The organism is Pseudomonas sp. MF5691 (assembly GCF_016405645.1).
Classification (GTDB): domain Bacteria; phylum Pseudomonadota; class Gammaproteobacteria; order Pseudomonadales; family Pseudomonadaceae; genus Aquipseudomonas; species Aquipseudomonas shahriarae.
In genome coordinates this window covers 511278-531998 of sequence record NZ_JAEKDC010000001.1, presented here as the reverse complement: position 1 = coordinate 531998, position 20721 = coordinate 511278, and the positions used below count along the sequence as shown (strand labels likewise).

General features: G+C 62.0%; 15 protein-coding genes. 10 read left to right on the top strand and 5 right to left on the bottom strand.

Annotated features, from left to right (window positions below; genetic code table 11):
- Positions 1 to 3: 3 nt before the first annotated feature.
- A complete protein-coding gene (locus JFT44_RS02485; protein ID WP_198830319.1) occupies positions 4 to 2529 on the bottom strand; it encodes a CS1-pili formation C-terminal domain-containing protein in 2526 nt (841 codons plus the stop codon).
- Positions 2530 to 2646: 117 nt separating this feature from the next.
- Complete coding sequence (locus tag JFT44_RS02480; RefSeq protein WP_057958565.1) at positions 2647 to 3138, bottom strand: CS1 type fimbrial major subunit; 492 nt, start codon at positions 3136 to 3138, stop codon at positions 2647 to 2649.
- 490 nt (positions 3139 to 3628) lie between these two features.
- On the opposite strand from JFT44_RS02480, the gene JFT44_RS02475 reads away from it, so the two are divergent.
- Together JFT44_RS02475 and JFT44_RS02470 are read left to right on the top strand one after the other, a co-directional pair.
- Positions 3629 to 4201, top strand: a complete 573-nt coding sequence (locus JFT44_RS02475) for a PadR family transcriptional regulator (RefSeq protein ID WP_057958564.1) — start codon at positions 3629 to 3631, stop codon at positions 4199 to 4201.
- The gene (locus tag JFT44_RS02470) at positions 4198 to 4965 is read left to right on the top strand and encodes a siderophore-interacting protein (protein WP_115128922.1); all 768 of its coding nucleotides are present in this window, start codon (positions 4198 to 4200) and stop codon (positions 4963 to 4965) included. Before JFT44_RS02475 ends, JFT44_RS02470 begins: the two co-directional genes overlap by 4 nt.
- A 106-nt stretch (positions 4966 to 5071) precedes the next feature.
- Here JFT44_RS02470 and JFT44_RS02465 read toward each other — a convergent pair whose 3' ends face one another.
- A complete protein-coding gene (locus JFT44_RS02465; protein WP_198800178.1) occupies positions 5072 to 5698 on the bottom strand; it encodes a Pr6Pr family membrane protein in 627 nt (208 codons plus the stop codon).
- A gap of 4 nt (positions 5699 to 5702) precedes the next feature.
- Complete coding sequence (locus JFT44_RS02460; protein ID WP_198830318.1) at positions 5703 to 5936, bottom strand: VF530 family protein; 234 nt, start codon at positions 5934 to 5936, stop codon at positions 5703 to 5705.
- 177 nt (positions 5937 to 6113) lie between these two features.
- Here JFT44_RS02460 and JFT44_RS02455 point away from each other — a divergent pair, with 177 nt between their 5' ends.
- From JFT44_RS02455 to JFT44_RS02445, 3 genes are all read left to right on the top strand, one after another.
- Positions 6114 to 8132, top strand: coding sequence for a TonB-dependent receptor (locus JFT44_RS02455; RefSeq protein ID WP_198830317.1), 2019 nt, complete (start codon positions 6114 to 6116; stop codon positions 8130 to 8132).
- A gap of 303 nt (positions 8133 to 8435) precedes the next feature.
- Positions 8436 to 9773: a carbohydrate porin gene (locus JFT44_RS02450; RefSeq protein ID WP_115128925.1), complete on the top strand. Its 1338-nt coding sequence runs from the start codon at positions 8436 to 8438 to the stop codon at positions 9771 to 9773.
- Between the two features lie 100 nt (positions 9774 to 9873).
- Positions 9874 to 12285, top strand: a complete 2412-nt coding sequence (locus JFT44_RS02445) for a glucose/quinate/shikimate family membrane-bound PQQ-dependent dehydrogenase (RefSeq protein ID WP_186625568.1) — start codon at positions 9874 to 9876, stop codon at positions 12283 to 12285.
- Between the two features lie 186 nt (positions 12286 to 12471).
- Here the strand turns inward: JFT44_RS02445 and JFT44_RS02440 are convergent, their stop codons facing one another.
- A complete protein-coding gene (locus JFT44_RS02440; RefSeq protein WP_057958558.1) occupies positions 12472 to 14808 on the bottom strand; it encodes a bifunctional diguanylate cyclase/phosphodiesterase in 2337 nt (778 codons plus the stop codon).
- 362 nt (positions 14809 to 15170) lie between these two features.
- Between JFT44_RS02440 and lon the strand changes: the two genes are divergently transcribed.
- The 5 genes from lon to cmoB all read left to right on the top strand — a co-directional run bounded on the left by lon (position 15171) and on the right by cmoB (position 20712).
- Positions 15171 to 17591, top strand: coding sequence for an endopeptidase La (gene lon / locus JFT44_RS02435; protein ID WP_057438296.1), 2421 nt, complete (start codon positions 15171 to 15173; stop codon positions 17589 to 17591).
- 190 nt (positions 17592 to 17781) lie between these two features.
- Positions 17782 to 18174: a protease inhibitor I42 family protein gene (locus tag JFT44_RS02430; protein WP_057438294.1), complete on the top strand. Its 393-nt coding sequence runs from the start codon at positions 17782 to 17784 to the stop codon at positions 18172 to 18174.
- A gap of 1 nt (position 18175) precedes the next feature.
- Positions 18176 to 18823 carry a lysoplasmalogenase gene (locus JFT44_RS02425; protein WP_057958557.1) on the top strand — a complete coding sequence of 216 codons (648 nt, stop codon included), beginning with the start codon at positions 18176 to 18178 and terminating at the stop codon, positions 18821 to 18823.
- A gap of 192 nt (positions 18824 to 19015) precedes the next feature.
- Entirely contained in the window at positions 19016 to 19759 is a 744-nt protein-coding gene (cmoA, locus tag JFT44_RS02420; RefSeq protein ID WP_057438290.1) for a carboxy-S-adenosyl-L-methionine synthase CmoA, read from the top strand.
- Entirely contained in the window at positions 19756 to 20712 is a 957-nt protein-coding gene (cmoB, locus tag JFT44_RS02415; RefSeq protein WP_057958556.1) for a tRNA 5-methoxyuridine(34)/uridine 5-oxyacetic acid(34) synthase CmoB, read from the top strand. The genes cmoA and cmoB overlap by 4 nt, the downstream gene beginning before the upstream one ends.
- Positions 20713 to 20721: the final 9 nt, after the last annotated feature.

Here is a 20721-nt window from a genome sequence, read left to right as displayed (position 1 = left end):
CACTCAACCTGCGGTCTGCTGGGTAAAGGTGAAGTCGGCCAGGGTGTCCGGCGTGCAGCGCAAATCCCCAATCATCAGCACGTCGTTTTCACTGTGCGCATTGGCGGTATCCAGGCGGAACTGGCACAGCAGCTGGTTGTGACGCCGCACCTCGAGGGTCGGCGAGCTGGCGTTCATTTCCAGGGAGAAAAACCCATCGACCTCGCTCACCCCACGGCTGGCGTGGTTGAGAATGTGGTGGCCCTTGAGCGGTTTGCCCTGGGGGTCCACCAGGCGCCCGAGCACGGTGACGGTGCGCATCACGCTGATCTTGCGATAGTCCACGCCGCCCTTGTTCAGGTGGTACGCCGTGCGCGGTGGCTGGATATTGGCCGCAGGTGCGTGGTTGCCGTCGAAGTCGAAGCTGACCGAGCTGCCCTTGTAGGCGGCGATTGGGATGAAGTTGCGCCCAGGTCGCAACATGGTGCTGCCGCCACTCAAGTCATCGGCCCGCAGGACGATGTCGTCCACATCGCTTTCAACGTCGACAATCATCCCCGAACCGCTGCCGGCATACTGGCTGGTGAGCACCATCCGCTGCCCGCCGACGGCAAAGGTGCTGTCCAGGTTGAGGCCACCGGTCAGGTCGTTATTGAACGATGAGCGCTGCACAAAACCGTCACCATTGACCGCATCGGTCTGGAAGCTGGCCATGCCGGACAGCCCGACGCCGTAGGTGTCAACCAGGGCGGTGGCCGAAACACTTTGCAGAACATGATCCTGCAGGTCGCGGCGATAGCTCAGCGAGCCGTTGTTGTCGCGGCCACCGTCACGGGAGGTGCGTGTACCGATGCTGGCCGACCATTGTTCGCCCGGGCTGCCAAGGGCCAGGCTGACGCTCAGGTCGACCCCGCGATTGCGCTTGTCGCCGGTGCTGGAGCTGGCAGGACGGTCGAACAGCGACAGTCGCCAGTTGGCGTCATTGCCAAACAGGTGAGCCCGTTCGGTCCAGCCCAGGTCCAGCCCCAGACCTTGAACGTTGCCTTCGCTGTAAGCCAACCGGGCGTTGATGGAACGCAGGTTACTCAGGCGATGGTTCACGGACAGCGACGACTGGCTGGTCTGGCCGACAAAGATATCGAGCTGGCGAATGCGGGTGCCGTCGGGCAGGGTTTCGTAGGTGTTACGGTTGTCCAGCCAACTGCGGGTGTGGTTGAACACCACACTGCCCAGCCCATAGTTGTAGAGGCTGTTGAAGTCGACGCCGGTGCCGTAGTTATCGGTCTGGTAGATGTTGGCGTAGAGACTGGCGTTATTGGCCAGGGACCAGTCGACGGACGTACCGTACTGCATGTTGTCCTTGACCTGGCGCCCGGACAACCCCAGTACCACTCGCGGGTGAGCCAGATAGTTGAGGGAGGCACCGGCGGTCAGGTCGCCACTGGATTGCTCGTCCCAGTTGCTGAGCAGTTTGCTTTCTTGCCCGGCAAAAACGTTGTAGCGCCAGCGGTTGTCGAGGTTGCGCCAGTTATTGGGCTTGTACACCAACTCCTGGGTGGTGCTGGTGATCTGGCCGTCTTCCACCAGGCGCACTTCCACCTCGTAGATGCCGCCGGGCAAGGGCCGTGTGTCCAGGCTCTGCAAGCCTGTGGTAACGGCCTGGGTGTTGATCAACAGCCCGTTGCGGTAAATCTCGACCGAGGCCTGGCGATTGGCCGTGACGTAAATGGGGTAGATGCTCGGCTTGGGATTGCTGATCATCAGGCTGTCGGAGCTGCCGTACATCACGCCCACGGCGGTGTCGGGGCTCGCGCCGAACGTACGCAGTTGCCGGGTCAGGCCTTCGGCGTTAGGCGTGAAATAGCCCAGGCGCAGGAACTCACCGTGCATTTCACGCTGGGAGTACAACGAGTACACGGCGTGGTTGAGGGCATCGTCATCCGGGCCGCCCAAGCGCGAGAACTGCATGTTCAGCACCTGGTTCCAATTGCCTAGGCTGCCGCTGGCGTCCAGCCCCAGGCGTCCGCCCAGGTCCTGGCCCTGGCCGCCACTGATATTCAGCTGGTTACGCACGATCAGGCCCGTGCTGCCGCCCGTGGGCAGGGAGTAGTACTTCGATTCTTGCCCTTCACGCTCGGCATTCTCGGTGAGCAATGTGAGCAGGGACTTTTCCAGGTTGTAGTGCACCGCCAGCAACTGATCCGGGCAGCCACTTTCGCAGGCCCCCAACGGCACACCCTGCTTGAGGTAGTCGCCCCAGCGGTCGCGCTCGACATCCTTGATCACACTGCCTTCATGGTCAGTGAAATTCAGCAGGGTCAGGCGGTCGTCGCGGGTGAGGACAATCATCGCCTCAGAGACGAACTCCTCATCCAGTTCGACCCGTACCGCCAACGGCACATCAAAAAAATGCTCTTCGAAGTCCGCCGGTAAACCCTTGGCCTGGGACAGCAAACTTCTTGGGGTTGTGCCAGTTGCCGCGTCAGCTGCAAACGCCCCCGTACAAAACAACAAGGCGAGCGCTGCCGCGATGAAAATCATCGGGAACATGAACGGATACTCTGATTACGCACAGGGAATACTTGAATACCGATCAACCGACAGCGACTGCCTGTCGATCGGTAGGGCTAAGCAATAAGCCGATGCTTACTGATCAACAGGTCGCCTTTACGGCGTAACGCGTGGCTCGTGATCGAACACCACGGTGTAGTTGGTGGTGAACAGGCCTGCGTCGGTGTCGGCTGGCTTGGCGGCCACAACCACCATATCGGCCTGGGTGCCCGGGGTGGAGCTGGCGTCATCCACGACTTCCAGTGGCGAACCGGTCAGGGTCACGCCGTTGAAGGAGGTGGTCAGGGGGATGGAGGACGTGCCGTTGCTCAGGGATGCCGGGCCGCCTTCGATGTAGGCCTTGATCGAACCGTCAGTATTTTTTACCGCGTAGGTGGCACGGATCTGGCTCAATTGGCCAGTGACGGTGTTGTAGGACATGGTTTCATCCTTACCGAAATCCGGATCCACCGGCTGGGCGTGGAACTGTTTGGTAGGAATGGTTGCCTTGATGTTGATGACACTGGTGGCTTCACCGGCAGCAAACACGCTGGAAGAGCCGATAGCCAACAAGACCAGTGGCAGGACGAAAGCAGTTTTTTTCAGCATCGTTAAATACCTGTTGTCACTTTAAGTAAGTTAAAGATTCGACTCGATCGAAACTTCATGACGCGCCACAAGCCCAACTCCAAGTTGAGTCCTAAGACGCAAGTAAATGATCTGCCGATTCCAACTTCAGGTAAGCCAGCCATTTCCGTGTAGCGCGTAGTTATCAAACCCTCTATGCAGGCAGAAAAAATACTGAAAACTCAATAAGTCACGTATTACCTGTCATCCCGGTAATACAGGCAACATTAGTTCGGCTTACCTATATAAGACATCGTTCCGTAAGAAATGGAGTACACGAATAGGTATAGCTAAGCAGAACTTACTTTAGAGCAAAAACTCCACAACTCTATTTAAACCGACCATTTATAAATCAGCCTGTGGTGCCAGTGATAGCCCCCGGGGTTGGCGCCCTACCGTTCGTCAGAAGGCATTGCTCGAGACATAAGATATATCTTACGTTATGTCTTAGACACCCACAGAGAGCATGACAATGAGAGACCATCATTCCCACCGTGAACCCGGTGACGGCCGCGACGGCTTCGAGAAACGCCCAGGCCGCGAGCGCGGTGGCCGGGGGCCCCGGGTCTTTGCCCCGGGCGATCTGAAAATCCTCCTGCCGGCGCTGATCGCCGAACAGCCGTGCCATGGCTACGACCTGATCCGCCAGATCGAAGGGCTGTTCGACGGCGCCTATAGCCCCAGCCCCGGGGTGATCTACCCCACCCTGACCTTCCTCGAAGAAAGCGAGTTGATCAGTGGCGACGCCGAGGGCGGGAAAAAACGCTACACAATCACCGACGCCGGACGTCTCTTCTTGAGTGAACAGAAAATTGCCCTGGACGGTGTGCGCATGCGCATCGATGTGAGCAAGCGTTCGCTGCGCGGCCACGACCGGCCACCCGAGATCCACGAGGCGGTGCACAACCTGCGCCATGCCTTGCAACTGCACCACGGGCGCTGGAGCCCGGAAGAAATCACCCGTGTTGCGGGGCTGCTCAACAGCACCGCCCAAGCCATTGTGGATGGCCCGGCCGTCCAACCTGTACAGGGGAAAAGTGAATGAACAAGCCCGTCATCCACCGCGTCACCCACGAGATCAAACGCCGCTGCCTGCAGGTATTGCGGGTGGTCGATATCACCCCGCGCATGCGCCGCATCACCCTGGGTGGCGAGCAACTGGCCGGGTTTATCAGCCTGGGCAGCGATGACCATATCAAGCTGCTGTTCCCGCAGAACGCCGCCGAACTGGCCGCACTGCAGAGCCCGACCTTCACCATCAAGGGCGAGGGCCCACAACCGGCGATGCGCGACTACACACCACGGCGTTTCGACCTGGCCCTCGGGGAGTTGGATATCGACTTTGTGCTGCACGGCGACGGCCCGGCGTCGACCTGGGCCGAGCAGGCTGCCGTCGGCCAACACCTGTACATCGGCGGGCCACGGGGCTCGATGATCGTGCCGGATATCTTCGACAGCTACCTGCTGATCGGCGACGAAACCGCAATCCCGGCCATTGCCCGGCGCCTGGAAGAACTGCCGGCGGGGCGCAAGGTGCTGGCAGTGATTGAAATTGCCGATGAGCACGAAAAGCAGGCGCTGGACAGTGCGGCGGATGTGGAAGTGATCTGGGTGATGCGCGGGGTCGATGACCTGCTGGCCACGGTGGAGCACCTGCAGCCACCGGCCGGGGCGCTGTATGCCTGGGTGGCTACCGAGACCAAGCTGTCACGCCAGGTTCGGCGGGTGCTGCTGGATAAGCACCAGCTCAACGACGAGTTCGTCAAGGCCGTGGGCTACTGGCGAGCCCAGGGCAGCGACGAAGAATAGGACTCACTCGGTCAAAATGTGGGAGCGGGCTTGCCCGCGATTGCGCTGTATCAGTCGGCACATTTGCTACTGACCCACTGCAATCGCGGGCAAGCCCGCTCCCACATTAGTCCTTCGTTACCTTGGGGATCTTGTCCAGCCCCACTATCGCCAACGCCACCGCCACAAACCCCAGCAATATCCCCCCCGCATTCATAAACACCTGTGGATATCCCAAGGTGTCGACATCAATAAACGGGTATTGATACTGCCCCAGCAGATGCCCGCGCAACAGCACGTACACGAAATACAGCAACGGGTAGATCGCCCAATAGCCGATGTGCCTGAGGCGCAACGTCCCCTTGGGCACACACCGCCACCAATACCCCAGGAACAGCAGCGGCATCACATCGTGGAGCAATTCGTCGGCGATAAACTGCCAGCCCTCGGGGCTCCACAAATGCCGCAGCAGCAGGCTGTACGCCAGCCCCACCACGACGATACTCACCGCTATCCCGCTGCTGACCGCAGGCTGCAGGAAAAAGCGGCGCCCGGCTGAAGGGCGATTCACCAGTGCATAACTGAGCACCACCGCCGCCAGGGTGTTGGTCAGCACCGTGAAGAAGCTGAAGAAACTCACCAACCCACCCAACAGGCTGGCATCGGCCATCCAGCGTGAGTAGAGGACCAGGTACTGCTGGATCGCCAGGCCCGCCCAGCCGGCCAGCGCCGCTGACGCGATAAAGCGCTTCATGGGATCAGTCCAGCGGGCGTTTGGTGCGCATCAGCTTGACGTACAGGCCTTCGACTTTCTCCCGCGCCCACGGGGTCTTGCGCAAGAAGGTGAGGCTGGACTTGATGCTCGGGTCGTTCTTGAAGCAGCGGATATCAATGCGCTCGGCCAGGCCTTCCCATTCGTAATGCGCCACCAGTGCAGTGAGCACCTGTTCCAGGGTAACGCCGTGCAGGGGGTTGTTATTCGATGCGCTCATGCCGGGCCTTTGCCAAGTAAATAAAGAGGAAGCCGCGCACCTTAGCCGAGAGGCCAGGCAGGCGGAAGCACCGTGTTCACTATAGCCGTTGAAAAAGTTCCTCTTCTCGGACGAAAAAGAGATGTTATATTGTAACCATTCATATCAAACCTTCTCTGCTTTGCCAAGGAACCCCCGATGTCCCTCTCCCCTCTCTGGCGCCTGACGCCGCTGGCCGCCGCCCTGCTGATCGGCACCCAGGCCCACGCCCTGGAACTGCAACCCCAAGTCATCACCGGCAACCCGCTGGGTAGCCAACAACTGGCCTCGCCCACCACGGTGCTGGAAGGCGATGACCTGACCCTGCAACAAAAAGGCAGCCTTGGCGAAACCCTGAACAAGCAGCCGGGGGTGTCGTCGTCGTACTTCGGCCCTGGCGCCAGCCGCCCGATCATCCGTGGCCAGGATGGCGACCGCATCCGCATCCTGCGCAACGGCGTCGGCGCGCTGGATGCCTCGTCGTTGTCTTATGACCATGCGGTGCCGCTGGACCCGGTCAATGTCGAGCGCATTGAGATCGTCCGTGGCCCGGCCGCCCTGCTCTACGGCGGCAGCGCCATCGGCGGCGTGGTCAATACTTTCGACAACCGCATTCCCACCGAAGCCATCGAAGGCATCCATGGCGCGGGCGAGTTGCGCTACGGCGGCGCCGACACCACCCGCAGCAGCGCCGGTAAGCTGGAAGCCGGCAACGGCAGCTTCGCCCTGCACCTGGATGCCAGCGCACGGCAATTCAACGACCTGAAAATCCCCGGTTACGCCCGCAGCCGCCATGCCCCGCAAAGTGAAAACGGCCCCGGCAAAAACGGCCGCCTGGGCAACAGCGATGGGCGTCAGGACAGTGGCGCAGTGGGCGGTTCCTACACTTGGGACGACGGTTACGCCGGGCTGTCCTACAGCAACTCCGACAGCAACTACGGCTCGCCCGCCGAACAGGATGTGCGCATCCGCATGCAGCAAGAGCATTACGCCTTTGCGTCCGAAATCCGCAACCTGCAAGGGCCGTTTACCTCGGTCAAACTCGACGCGGGCTACACCGATTACGAACACCGGGAAATCGAAGGCGGCGAAACCGGTACCACCTTCAAGAACAAAGGCTATGAGGCGCGCATCGAAGCACGGCACCAGCCGATAGGGCCTTTCGACGGCATCGTCGGTGCCCAGGTCAGCCGTAGCGAATTTTCCGCCCTGGGCGAGGAAGCCTTCGTACCGCAGACCGAGACCAATGCCGGCGCGCTGTTTATCCTCGAAGAAATGCAGGCCACCGAGCGCCTGAAACTGAGCCTGGGCGGGCGCCTGGAACACACCACTGTCGACCCGGACGGCAAGGGCAACGAGCGCTTTGCCAATGCCAACACCTCCAGCAGCTTCACCGCTGGCAGCCTGTCATCGGGCGCGGTGTATACCCTCACGCCCATCTGGTCGCTGGCCGCGACCCTGGGCTACACCGAGCGTGCGCCGACCTTCTACGAGCTGTACGCCAACGGCGCCCACGTCGCCACCGGCACTTATGAAGTGGGCGACGCCAAGTTGTCCAAGGAAAAAGCCGTGGCCAGCGACCTGGCCCTGCGCTTTGACAATGGTACGCACAAGGGCAGTTTTGGCGTGTTCTACAGCCACTTCTCCAACTACATCGGCCTGCTGAACAGCGGTCGCACCTTGAATGACGAAGGCGAAGAAGACGCCGACGGCATCCCGGAATACACCTACTCCGGCGTACGCGCACGTTTCGTTGGCTTCGAAGCCCAGGATCACTGGAAACTTGGCGAAAGCGCCTACGGCAAATTTGCCCTGGAACTGTCGGGCGACTACACCCGCGCCACCAACCTGGAGACCGGCGAAGCCCTGCCCCGTATTGCGCCGCTGCGCCTGAACAGTGGCCTGCTGTGGGAATTGGATCGCTGGCAGGCGCGCATTGATGTCGAGCATGCTGCTGGCCAGGGTCGGGTGCCGAACAACGAAAGCGGGACCGATGGCTACACCACATTGGGCGCCAGCGCCGGCTATCGCTTCAACCTGGGTGGCAGCCAGTGGCTGGCATTTGTTGACGGCGAGAACCTGACCAACCAGACCGTGCGCTATGCCAGCTCGATCCTGCGCGATATCGCACCGGCACCGGGGCGCAGCGTGCAGGTGGGCCTGCGCACGACCTTCTGACAGACAGGGATGTTCAACCTGTGGGAGCTATGTGTTGTCTAGCCAAACTCGTGCTGCAGACAAGCCCCCTGTGGGAGCGGGCAAGCCAGCTCCCTCACTGCTTTGCGGTCTCTGCGCCGACTGTTACCAAATCCGAAATAATCCATCTTGCGATTAGCCCTTTCTCTCCCCGTGCCGGCGCTTTATCCTTGTCGGCAACAACCTGAAACGTTTCATCTGCCACCCAAAAACCTGATGCGCGCCCGCCCCGCCGGTCGCCGTTTGCGTACTAAAACCAAAAACTATTAAGACCTGCCCTTGCCTATGCCTGCTTTCCCAACACTGCGCCTGTGCGCTGCGCTGCTGCCTTTGTGCCTGATCACCTGTGCCCAGGCCGCCCCTGCCTTTGACCGCGAGTCACCGTGGATGCTGGGTGATTTCGGCGGTTCCAGGACAGCGCTGTCTCAACAAGGCTACGACTTCAAGATCGACTACACCGGCGAGATGGGCAGCAACCTGCATGGCGGCTCGGACCATGACCGCACCGCCCGCTACAGCGACCAATGGGCCTTCGGCAGCCACCTGGACCTGCAGAAGATCCTCGGCTGGCACGACGCCGAGTTCCAACTGACGATCACCGAGCGCAGTGGCAATAACATCAGCAATGACCGCATCAACGACCCACGGGTCGGCGGTTTTACCTCATCCCAGGAAGTCTGGGGCCGTGGCCAGACCTGGCGCCTGACGCAGATGTGGTACCAGCAGAAATTCTTCGACCAAAAACTGGATATCAAAGCTGGGCGTTTTGGCGAAGGCGAAGACTTCAACAGCTTCCCCTGTGACTTCCAGAACCTGGCGTTCTGCGGCTCCCAGGTGGGCAACTGGGTCGGTGGCATCTGGTACAACTGGCCCGTGAGCCAATGGGCGCTGCGGGTCAAATACCACCTGACGCCCGAGTTGTACGCGCAGGTCGGCGCCTATGAACAGAACCCGTCCAACCTCGATCGCGGCAATGGCTTCAAGCTCAGTGGCAGCGGCACCCAGGGCGCCCTGCTGCCGGTGGAGCTGGTGTGGACGCCAACGTTCCATGGCCTGCCGGGCGAATACCGCGCCGGTTACTACTACAGCAGCGCCAAGGCCAGCGATGTCTACAAGGACCGCTACGACCAGCCCGCCGCCGTCAGTGGCGAGGCCTATCGCAGTGCCTCCAGCAAGCACGGTGTGTGGCTGGGTGTGCAGCAGCAGGTCACCCGCCTCGCCAGCGACAACAGCCGTGGCTTGAGCGTGTTCGCCAACGCGACGATGCACGATAAGAAGACCAACGCTGTGGATAACTATGTGCAGGCCGGGGTGGTCTACAAAGGCCCGTTCGATGCCCGCGCCCAGGACGATATCGGCTTTGCCGTGGCCCGCGTGCACGTCAACCCGGCCTATCGCAAGAACGCCCAGGCCAGCAACCAGGCCCGTGCGGTCTACGACTTCGACGACGCCGCCTACCTGCCGGTGCAAGACACCGAATACAGCGCCGAGCTCTATTACGGCGTGCATGTCAGCAACTGGCTGACGGTGCGCCCGAACCTGCAATACATCCGGCATCCGGGGGCCGTTGCCCAGGTGGATGACGCGCTGGTCGGCGGGATCAAGCTGCAAGCGTCCTTCTGAATCGCAATAAACGCAATGAGACCTGAACCAAGCCCGCGCGCAAACGTCATCTACAGTGAACAAGCGCGGGACTACTTTAAACGTCACGGAGAATCACACTATGAGCACTGATGGTGCTTCAAGCCCAAGCCGCCTGCTGCCCAGGCTGCTGGGGATCTTGCTGCTGATCATGGGCCTGGCCTTGTTGGCCGGGGGCATCAAGCTGAGCATGCTCGGCGGGTCGCTGTACTACCTGCTGGCCGGTATCGGCATCACTCTGACCGGCGTCCTGCTGCTGGCTACGCGCCGCGCGGCGCTGGGCCTGTACGCTGTGGTGCTGTTCGCCAGTACGGTGTGGGCTCTGTGGGAAGTCGGCCTGGACTGGTGGCAACTGGTGCCGCGCCTGGCCCTGTTGTTCGGCCTGGGCATCGTCATGCTGCTGCCGTGGTTCCGCCGTCCCCTGCTGCGTGGCCAACCCGCCCCGCTGGGCACCGGCGCGCTGAGCGTAGCCGTGGTACTGGCCGGCGCAACCGCCGTGGCCAGCCAGTTCACCAACCCCGGTGAAATCAAGGGCCAACTGGACCGCGACGCGGTACCGGGCATGACCAATGCCGCGCCGGCCCAGGCCGATGGCGACTGGAATTCCTATGGCCGTTCGGGTTTCGGTGATCGTTACTCGCCGCTGGCGCAGATCACCCCGGAAAATGCCCACAAGCTGGTGCCGGCCTGGACTTATCGCACCGGCGACCTGCCTGGCCCGGGCGACCCTGGTGAAACCACTGCGGAAAACACCCCGCTGAAAGTCAACGGCATGCTCTACGTGTGCACCCCGCACAGCCAGGTGATTGCCCTTGATCCGGATACCGGCAAGGAAATCTGGCGTTTCGACCCTAAGCTCTCGACGCAGAAAGCCGAGAACTTCAAGGGTTGGGCGCATATGACCTGCCGTGGCGTATCGTATCACGATGACGCGGCCTACGCCGCCACCGAGCAAAGCCCGGCCACCGGCGCCGCCACGCCAGCCGCCAATGCCTGCCCGCGCCGCATTTTCCTGCCGACCGCCGACACCCGTCTGATCGCACTGAACGCCGACACCGGCAAGATGTGTGAAGACTTCGGCGACAAAGGCCAGGTCGACCTGGGCGCCAACATTGGCACCTTCGCCCCCGGTGGTTACTACTCCACCTCGCCGCCCGCCATCACCAAGAACCTGGTGGTCATTGGCGGTCACGTCACCGATAACGTCTCCACCGACGAACCAAGTGGCGTAATCCGCGCGTTCGACGTGCACACCGGCAAGCTGGTGTGGAACTGGGACAGCGGCAACCCGGACGACACCACGCCGATTGCCGAAGGCAAGACCTACACCCGCAACTCGCCCAACATGTGGTCGATGTTCGCCGTCGATGAAAAACTCGGCATGCTCTACCTGCCGATGGGCAACCAGACCCCGGACCAGTTCGGTGGCTACCGCACCCCGGCTTCCGAGCTGCACGCTGCCGGCCTGACCGCCCTGGATATCGACACCGGTAAAGTGCGCTGGCACTACCAGTTCACCCACCATGACCTGTGGGACATGGACGTGGGCGGCCAGCCAAGCCTGATCGACATCAAGACAGCGGCCGGCGTGAAGCAAGCCGTGATGGCCTCGACCAAGCAAGGCAGCATCTACGTGCTGGACCGTGCAACGGGCGAACCGGTGGTGCCGATCAACGAAATCCCGGTACCGCAAGGCGCAGTGGCAGGCGATCACACCTCGCCGACCCAGCCCAAGTCCGACCTCAACTTCATGCCACCGCCCCTCAAGGAACGTGACATGTGGGGCGTGACCCCGTTCGACCAAATGCTCTGCCGGATCGACTTCAAATCCCTGCGCTACGATGGCCCGTTCACCCCGCCATCGCTGCAAGGTTCGATCGTTTACCCCGGCAACTTCGGCGTGTTCGACTGGGGCGGCATCTCGGTTGATCCGGTGCGCCAGATTGCCTTCGTCAACCCAAGCTACATGGCGTTCAAGTCGACCATGATCCCGGCAGAAAAAATCGCCGCCATGGGCCCGCGTGTCAGCGAGACCGAAGGTGTGCAGCCGAACAAAGGCACGCCTTATGGCGTGGTCCTGGAAGCCATGCTCTCGCCAATGGGCCTGCCATGCCAGGCACCGGCCTGGGGTTATGTGGCCGCCGTGGACTTGACCAACAACAAGACCATCTGGATGCACAAGAACGGCACCGTGCGTGACAGCTCGCCAGTGCCCATCCCCCTGAGCATGGGTGTGCCAAGCCTGGGCGGGGCCTTCACCACCGCCGGTGGCGTGTCCTTCCTCAGCGGTACCCTCGACCAGTACCTGCGTGCCTATGACGTGAAAAACGGCAAGCAACTGTGGGAAGGCCGCCTGCCTGCAGGCGCGCAAACCACCCCGATGACCTACACCGGCAAGGACGGCAAGCAGTACGTGCTGGTCGTGGCGGGCGGTCATGGTTCCCTGGGAACCAAGCAGGGTGACTATGTGATGGCGTTCAAGCTGGCGGATTAAGCGACAGCGGCAACAAAAAAACCCCGGAATTCCGGGGTTATTTATTTGAAACACAACTCAAATGTGGGAGCTGGCTTGCCTGCGATAGCGCTGGATCAGTTGGCATATGTTGCACTGACCCACCGCTATCGCAGGCAAGCCACTCCCACACAAGCCCTCTCCCACATTTTGACCGCGCCGGCCCCGTCACACCGTACTGCGATCCCGGCGCATCCACATCTCAAAGGCCATGGCATTCAACGGCCGGCTGATCAGGTAGCCCTGGGCGGTGTCGCAATTCCATTGCTTGAGCAGCCTCAGGCTGGGTTCGAACTCCACCCCTTCGGCCACCACCTTGAGCCCCAGGTTGTGGCTCATCTCGATGGTCGAACGCACGATCACCGCGTCACCACTGGTGCTGTCGAGGTTGCGCACAAAGGACTGGTCGATCTTCAGCTCCTGCACCGGCAGGCGCTGCAACTGGGCCAGGGACGAGTAGCCCGTGCCGAAGTCGTCCACCGACAGGCTGATGCCACAGCCGCGCAGTTGCTCGAGGATGCGCAAGGCCTGTTCCGGGTTGTGCATGATCGCGCTTTCGGTGATCTCGAAAATCAACTGCCCGGCCAGCACCCCGTGCAATTCCAGCAGTTCGGTCACCCGCGGCGCCAACCCTTCGTCGCCGAGGTCGTCCACCGAAATGTTCAGCGACAGCTGCACCTCCAGCCCGCGCACGCTCCACTCTGCCAACTGGCGGATCGCCTCTTCGATCACCCAGTGGGTCAGGCTGGCCATGCTGCCGGAGCGTTCGGCCAGGGGGATGAATTCGACGGGGGACACCAGGCCCAGGGTCGGGTGCTGCCAGCGCAACAGTGCCTCGGCCTGGCGCACGTAGCCGTGGCGCAGGTCGAGCTTGGGTTGATAGCACAGGAACAATTCGTCTTCGATGGCGGCGCGGCGCAGGTCGCGGATCAGGCTGATCTGGCGTTGATGGGCAAGGTCGCGATCTTGTTGATAGATCTGCAGATAGCCGGGCAGCGCGGCCGCATCGTGGCGCGCAATGGCCGCGCGGCTGATCAGTTCTTCGACCTGCTGGCCATCTTCGGGGTAGGCGGCAATGCCCATGCTCACTTCGTGGCGCAGTTCATCGACACCCACCCGCTGCGGCTCGGTCAACAGGCTGTACAGGCGGTCGGCGCGGGCCACGGCGCTGTCGAGCTTGGTGTTTTCCAACAGTACCAGAAATTCGCTGCCGGTAATGCGCGCCGCCGAATCCCCGGCCGCCAGGCTCGACAGCAGGCAGCGGCTGGCTTCGCGCAACATTTCCTCGACCCCTTGGGGGCCAAAGCCTTCGTTGATCACCCGGTAGTTTTCAATCCCCAGGTACAGCAACACAACCGGGCGCCGCGCACTGATCGCACTGCCCAGGCGCTCCATGGCCAGGGCGCGGTTGGGCAGGCCGGTCAGCGCATCGTGCAGGGCATTGTGCGCCAGTTGCCGCTCGCGCACGGCGATGCCGCTTTGCATGGCATTGAAGGCACGGGCCAGCAGGCCGAATTCATCCTTGCCGCGCACCGCCACTGGCGTGCGGTAATCCCCGCCACCAATGCGCTCGGCGGCCTGCACCAGGGCATCGAGCGGGCGCGACACGCGGCGCGCCATCAACAGCGCACCCACCAGCGAGACCAACAGGGCCGCGAGGGCGATGCCGAGAAATTGCCGGTCCAGCGGCGCAAAGGATTGCAGGGCGTGGTCCAGCGGGCTTTGCAGCAAGGCCATGACTTGCCCGCCATCGCCGGTGTTGGCCAGGGGCAGCACCTGGCTGAGAAAACGCTGGCCGTGAAACTCACTCATTTGTGCCAGCGCCCTGGGAGGCGACGCCTGTAGCGCCTCGATAATGGCCGGGCGATCGGTCACGGGCTGGGTGCTGAACAAGGCCCCCGGCTGGCCCTTGTCCACGCTCATGAACGACACCTCCAGGTTGCTCAGGGAGCGCAACTCGGCGGCGAACTCCTCATCCATGGAAAAGCCCATGACCACCCGCGCAATGGGCAGCGGGTCCAGCACATCTTCCTGGACCAGCAAAAAAGGCTGGCCGGCCAGGGAGACGACGAGCATTTGCAGGGAATTGCGCCGAGCCTGACGCAGCGCCTCGGCGTAGGGAAAGACTTGCTGCGCCGACACGTCAGCCAGGGTGCTGACGATGACCTGCCCATCCAGCCCCAGCACAAACACCTCACTGGAACGGATGCCGCTGCCCTGCCGGTGCAGGGCCGCGAGGATCGCCGCCGGCTGGCCCTCAGCGACGGCGCGACGGAACTGTTCGTCCACCGTCAGCCAGTCGAGGCCGTATTGCAGGCGCCGCCCGCGCAGGTCCAGCAGGCGCTCGAACACTCGGCTGCCGGTCTCCAGTTGCACCAGGGCCTGATTTTCCACGGCCCGGGTGGTGGCCACTTTCACGGCAAAATACACCGCGCCCACCACGACCAGCAGCAGCAACGCCAACACCCCCGCCAGCCGCGCCTGGAAGGCGTGGCGCCATTTCATCCGCTTGCCTCCTGGCAGCGTGCCCACGCCCCAGCTCAAGCGCCCTTTTGTCATACGCATCCCTCGCGACTGGCGGCCCGGTGTCAAATAAATGCCCGTTCATACCGGGCATTTGGAAAACCCAGATTAGCCTTCGCCGGGCAGAAGTAAACCTAATAAATACGGGAGGTTGGCTGACATTATTTTGACGACAGATCGCCGTCTAAACCGCGCAGGCACCCCAAAAATCGCCACTGATTTGCTGAAGGGGGACTGCGGTGACGTCGTAAATGTCATGCAATTTGTTGCTAACCACGCCGGGCCATTGAAACCACCGCTCACCTGCCCCATCTAACCTCCATACTTCACTGTGCAGGTGCCCCATGAGCGACCAGCAAGAATTCCCCGATATCGACCTCAACGACTACGCCGACCCCGAAAACGCTGAAACTCCGTCGTCCAACACCGGCCTGGCCCTGCCTGGGCAAAATCTGCCGGACAAGGTCTATATCATCCCGATCCACAACCGGCCGTTCTTCCCGGCGCAAGTGTTGCCGGTGATCGTCAATGAAGAGCCCTGGGCCGAGACCCTGGAGCTGGTGAGCAAATCCGACCACCACTCCCTGGCGCTGTTTTTCATGGACACGCCGCCCGAAGACCCGCGGCATTTCGATACCTCTGCCCTGCCGTTGTACGGCACCCTGGTCAAGGTGCATCACGCCAGCCGCGAAAACGGCAAGCTGCAGTTCGTTGCCCAGGGCCTGACCCGCGTGCGCATCAAGACCTGGCTCAAGCACCACCGCCCACCGTATCTGGTGGAAGTCGAATACCCGCACCAGCCCAGCGAGCCGACCGATGAGGTCAAGGCCTACGGCATGGCCCTGATCAATGCGATCAAGGAACTGCTGCCGCTCAACCCGCTGTACAGCGAAGAGCTGAAGAACTACCTCAACCGCTTCAGCCCCAACGACCCGTCGCCCCTGACCGACTTCGCCGCCGCGCTGACCTCGGCCACCGGTAACGAGTTGCAGGAAGTGCTGGACTGCGTGCCAATGCTCAAGCGCATGGAAAAAGTGTTGCCGATGCTGCGCAAAGAGGTGGAAGTCGCGCGCCTGCAAAAGGAAATCTCCGCCGAGGTGAACCGCAAGATCGGCGAGCACCAGCGCGAGTTTTTCCTCAAGGAACAACTCAAGGTGATCCAGCAGGAGCTGGGGCTGACCAAGGACGATCGCAGCGCCGACGTCGAACAGTTCGAGCAGCGCCTGGAAGGCAAGGTGCTGCCGGCCCAGGCGCAGAAACGCATTGATGAAGAGCTGAACAAGCTGTCGATCCTCGAAACCGGCTCGCCGGAATACGCGGTCACGCGTAACTACCTGGATTGGGCGACCTCGGTGCCGTGGGGCGTGTATGGCGAGGACAAACTCGACCTCAAACACGCACGCAAAGTCCTGGATAAACACCATGCGGGGCTGGACGACATCAAGAGTCGCATCCTCGAGTTCCTCGCGGTCGGCGCCTATAAAGGCGAAGTCGCCGGTTCCATCGTGCTGTTGGTAGGCCCGCCGGGTGTGGGCAAAACCAGCGTCGGCAAATCCATCGCCGAGTCTCTGGGGCGGCCGTTCTACCGTTTCAGCGTCGGCGGCATGCGCGACGAGGCCGAAATCAAGGGCCATCGCCGCACCTACATCGGCGCCCTGCCGGGCAAGCTGGTGCAGGCGCTCAAGGATGTGGAGGTGATGAACCCGGTGATCATGCTCGACGAGATCGACAAGATGGGCCAGAGCTACCAGGGCGACCCGGCGTCGGCCCTGCTGGAGACCCTCGACCCGGAACAGAACGTCGAATTCCTCGATCACTACCTGGACCTGCGCCTGGACCTGTCCAAAGTGCTGTTCGTGTGCACCGCCAACACCCTGGACTCGATCCCCGGCCCGTTGCTGGACCGTATGGAAGTGATTCGCCTGTCGGGCTATATCACCGAAGAAAAAGTCGCCATTGCCAAGCGTCACCTGTGGCCAAAGCAGTTGGAAAAAGCCGGCGTGGCCAAGAACAGCCTGAGCATCACCGATGGCGCCCTGCGCGCGCTGATCGACGGCTATGCCCGTGAAGCCGGGGTGCGCCAGTTGGAGAAGCAACTGGGCAAGCTGGTGCGCAAGGCGGTGGTCAAGCTGCTGGATGAGCCGGACTCGGTGATCAAGATCGGCAACAAGGACCTGGAAAGCTCCCTGGGCATGCCGGTGTTCCGCAACGAGCAGGTACTGTCGGGCACGGGTGTCATCACCGGCCTGGCCTGGACCAGCATGGGCGGCGCGACCTTGCCGATCGAGGCGACGCGTATCCACACGCTCAATCGTGGGTTCAAGCTCACCGGGCAGTTGGGTGAAGTGATGAAGGAATCCGCCGAAATCGCCTATAGCTACATCAGCTCCAACCTGAAGTCGTTTGGCGGTGACCCGAAGTTCTTCGACGAAGCCTTCGTGCACCTGCACGTGCCGGAAGGCGCCACGCCCAAGGACGGCCCGAGTGCCGGGGTGACCATGGCCAGTGCGCTGCTCTCGCTGGCGCGCAACCAGCCGCCGAAAAAAGGCGTGGCCATGACCGGCGAACTGACCCTGACCGGGCACGTACTGCCGATTGGTGGCGTGCGCGAGAAGGTGATTGCGGCGCGGCGCCAGAAGATCCATGAACTGATCCTGCCGGAGCCCAACCGGGGCAGCTTTGAAGAATTGCCGGAGTACCTCAAGGAAGGCATGACGGTGCACTTTGCCAAGCGCTTTGCGGATGTGGCGAAGGTGTTGTTCTGATAGATCTGTAGCGTTGGCACTGGCCTCATCGCGGGCAAGCCCGCTCCCACATTTTGATATGTGAACACATTCAAGTGTGGGAGCGGGCTTGCCCGCGATGGCGTCAGCCGCCTCAACACAAAACCCTGCTGTAACACCTTGTCTCATCTTCGGTTATGCTCGCCCTTCGTCGCCAATAAACGGAGCCTTCATGACCGCTGCCCGCCTGCTTCTTCCGCTAAGCCTCGCCCTGCTCGCGGCTTGCGCCAGTGCACCGAAGCAAAACGTCACCGTCGAAAAACAGAGCGCCTGCCCGCTCAAGCTCAAGGCCGGGCAAAACCTGACCCTGACCTTGCCGAGCAACCCCACCACCGGTTATCGCTGGGCGATCCAGGATTCGGCCGGCGGCGTGCTGCGCAGCCTCGGCCCCGAGGTCTACAGCAACCCCGAGGACGCCGGTGTAGTGGGTGCCGCCGGGCAATCCACCTGGCGCTTCCAGGCCTTTACCGCAGGCACTGGCCGCCTGCGCCTGACCTCCCAACAACCCTGGGCCCCGGAAGTGAATCCGGTGGACACCTTTGACTGCGCCATTACGGTGAACTGATATGCCATGGATGATTCTTGCGTTGATGGGTGCGGGTACCTTTATCTACGGCCTGAGCACGCATGCCACCTTGCTGTGCCTGTTGGTCAAGCCGCTGCCGGTACTGGCGCTGTTGGGTTGGCTGCATGATGCGCCGCCCAGTGACTATCGACGCTGGATCAGTCTGGGGTTGATCTTCTCCGTGGTGGGCGATGTGTTGCTGGCCTGGCCCGGCGACCTGTTTATCTTCGGCCTGGGCGCGTTTTTGTTCGCGCACCTGGCGTATCTCAAAGCCTACTTCAGCGACTGCCGGCGCCCGGCCCTGTTGCCGTTGGCCTTGGCCCTGGGGGTTGGGGCGATCCTGTTGAGCATCCTGATATCCCACGGCCTGGGCGACTTGCTGATTCCGGTGGTGGTGTATGCGCTGGTGATCAGCGCCATGCTCTGGCGTGCACTGGCGCGCCTGGGCAGCGACGTGCCCAAGCGCTCGGCGCAGCTGGCGGCCGTCGGCGCGGCGTTGTTTGTGTTTTCCGACACGCTGATCGGCATCAACCGCTTTGTGGTGACCTTCGATGCCGCACCGTACCTGTTGATCATCACCTACTGGTTGGGACAGTGGGGCATCACCGCCTCGGCCTTTTCCCAGCCGCGCCGCACGCCCCTGACCTGACTTCCCCTGTGGCGAGCGGGCTTGCCCGCGTTGGGGCGCGCAGCGGCCCCCTAGATGGGACTGCTGCGCAGTCCAGCGCGGGCAAGCCCGCTCGCCACAACAAGCCCGCTCGCCACAGATCAGAGAAGGCGCGCATCGCTCGGCCAAGTTGGCTAAAATGCCGGCCTTTTCCACTTCGTCGCCGGAACAGCCGTGAGCAAAGAACCCGATCGCCTATTCGCCCAGCCCTTGCCCCAGGTGCCGGACTTCGCCTTTAACGAGGACGTGGTGCGGGTGTTCCCGGACATGATCAAGCGCTCGGTGCCCGGTTACCCGACGATTGTCGAGAACCTCGGCGTGCTGGCGGCGCAGTTTGCCCAGCCGGGCAGCGTGCTGTACGACCTGGGTTCGTCCCTGGGCGCGGTGACCCAGGCCCTGCGTCGCCACGTGCGCACCGACGGTTGCCGGGTGATCGCTGTGGATAACTCGGCGGCGATGGTCGAGCGCTGCCGCGAATACCTCAACGGCCAGGACTCGATGTTCCAGGAGCTGCTGCCGGTGGAGGTGATCGAAGGCGATATCCTCGCCCTAGAGTTCCAGCCGGCCTCGGTGGTGGCGCTGAATTTCACCCTGCAATTTATCGCCCCCGAGGAGCGCCTGGCCTTGCTCGGGCGGATTCGCCAATCGCTGCTGCCCGGTGGCGCGCTGATTCTCTCGGAAAAACTGCGCTTCAATGATCCCGAAGAACATGCATTGCTCACCGATCTGCACGTAGCGTTCAAACGCGCCAACGGCTACAGCGAACTGGAAATCGCCCAGAAGCGCAGCGCCATCGAAAACGTCATGAAGCCCGACAGCCTCGAAGAACACCGCGAACGCCTGCTGGCGGCCGGGTTCTCGAAAGTCGTGCCGTGGTTCCAGTGTCTTAACTTTGCCTCGTTGATTGCCTTGCCATGATTGATCTGTCCCCCCTCGCCCGCCATCTGGTCGGCACTCCCCTGGCCGTGTGGGCCCAGGGCCTGCAAGCACAACTCGATGCAAAAATGGAAAAGGGCCATGGCGACCTGGCGCGCTGGCAAAGTGCGCTGGATGCGCTGCCCAAGATCCTGCCAAGCGAAGTCGACCTGCTGAACGGCCTGACCCTCGACACCGATTGCGATGACACAACCCGTGAGCAGATGCATGCCGCGCTGATGGGCCTGAGCCCGTGGCGCAAAGGCCCGTTCAACCTGTTCGGGGTGCACGTGGACACCGAATGGCGCTCGGACTGGAAATGGTCGCGGGTCGCGCCGCACCTGAACCTTGCGGGCAAGCGCATCCTCGATGTGGGCTGTGGCAACGGCTACTACATGTGGCGCATGCTCGGCGCCGGCGCCGACAGTGTGATTGGCGTGGACCCCAACTGGTTGTTCTTCTGCCAGTTCCAGGCGGTGCAGCGCTACCTGTCGGCGCCCAACGCCTGGCACCTGCCCTTCCCGTTCGAAGACCTGCCGCCGAACATGGAAGGTTTTGACACGGTGTTCTCCATGGGCGTGTTTTACCACCGCCGCTCGCCGATCGAGCATTTGTTGGCGCTCAAGGATTGCCTGGTCAAGGGCGGCGAACTGGTGCTGGAAACGCTGGTGATCGAGGGCGATCAACAACAGGTACTGGTGCCGGAAGACCGTTACGCGCAGATGCGCAATGTGTGGTTCCTGCCCTCGGTGCCGGCGCTGATGCTATGGCTGCGGCGTGCCGGCTTCACTGAGGTGCGCTGCGTGGATGTGAGCGTGACCACGGTCGAGGAACAACGCGGGACAGAGTGGATGAAGTATCAGTCCCTGAGTGACTTCCTCGACCCTGAGGATCACAGCAAGACGATTGAAGGGCTGCCGGCGCCGATGCGCGCGGTGATTATCGCCAAGAAGTAACCCCCAATC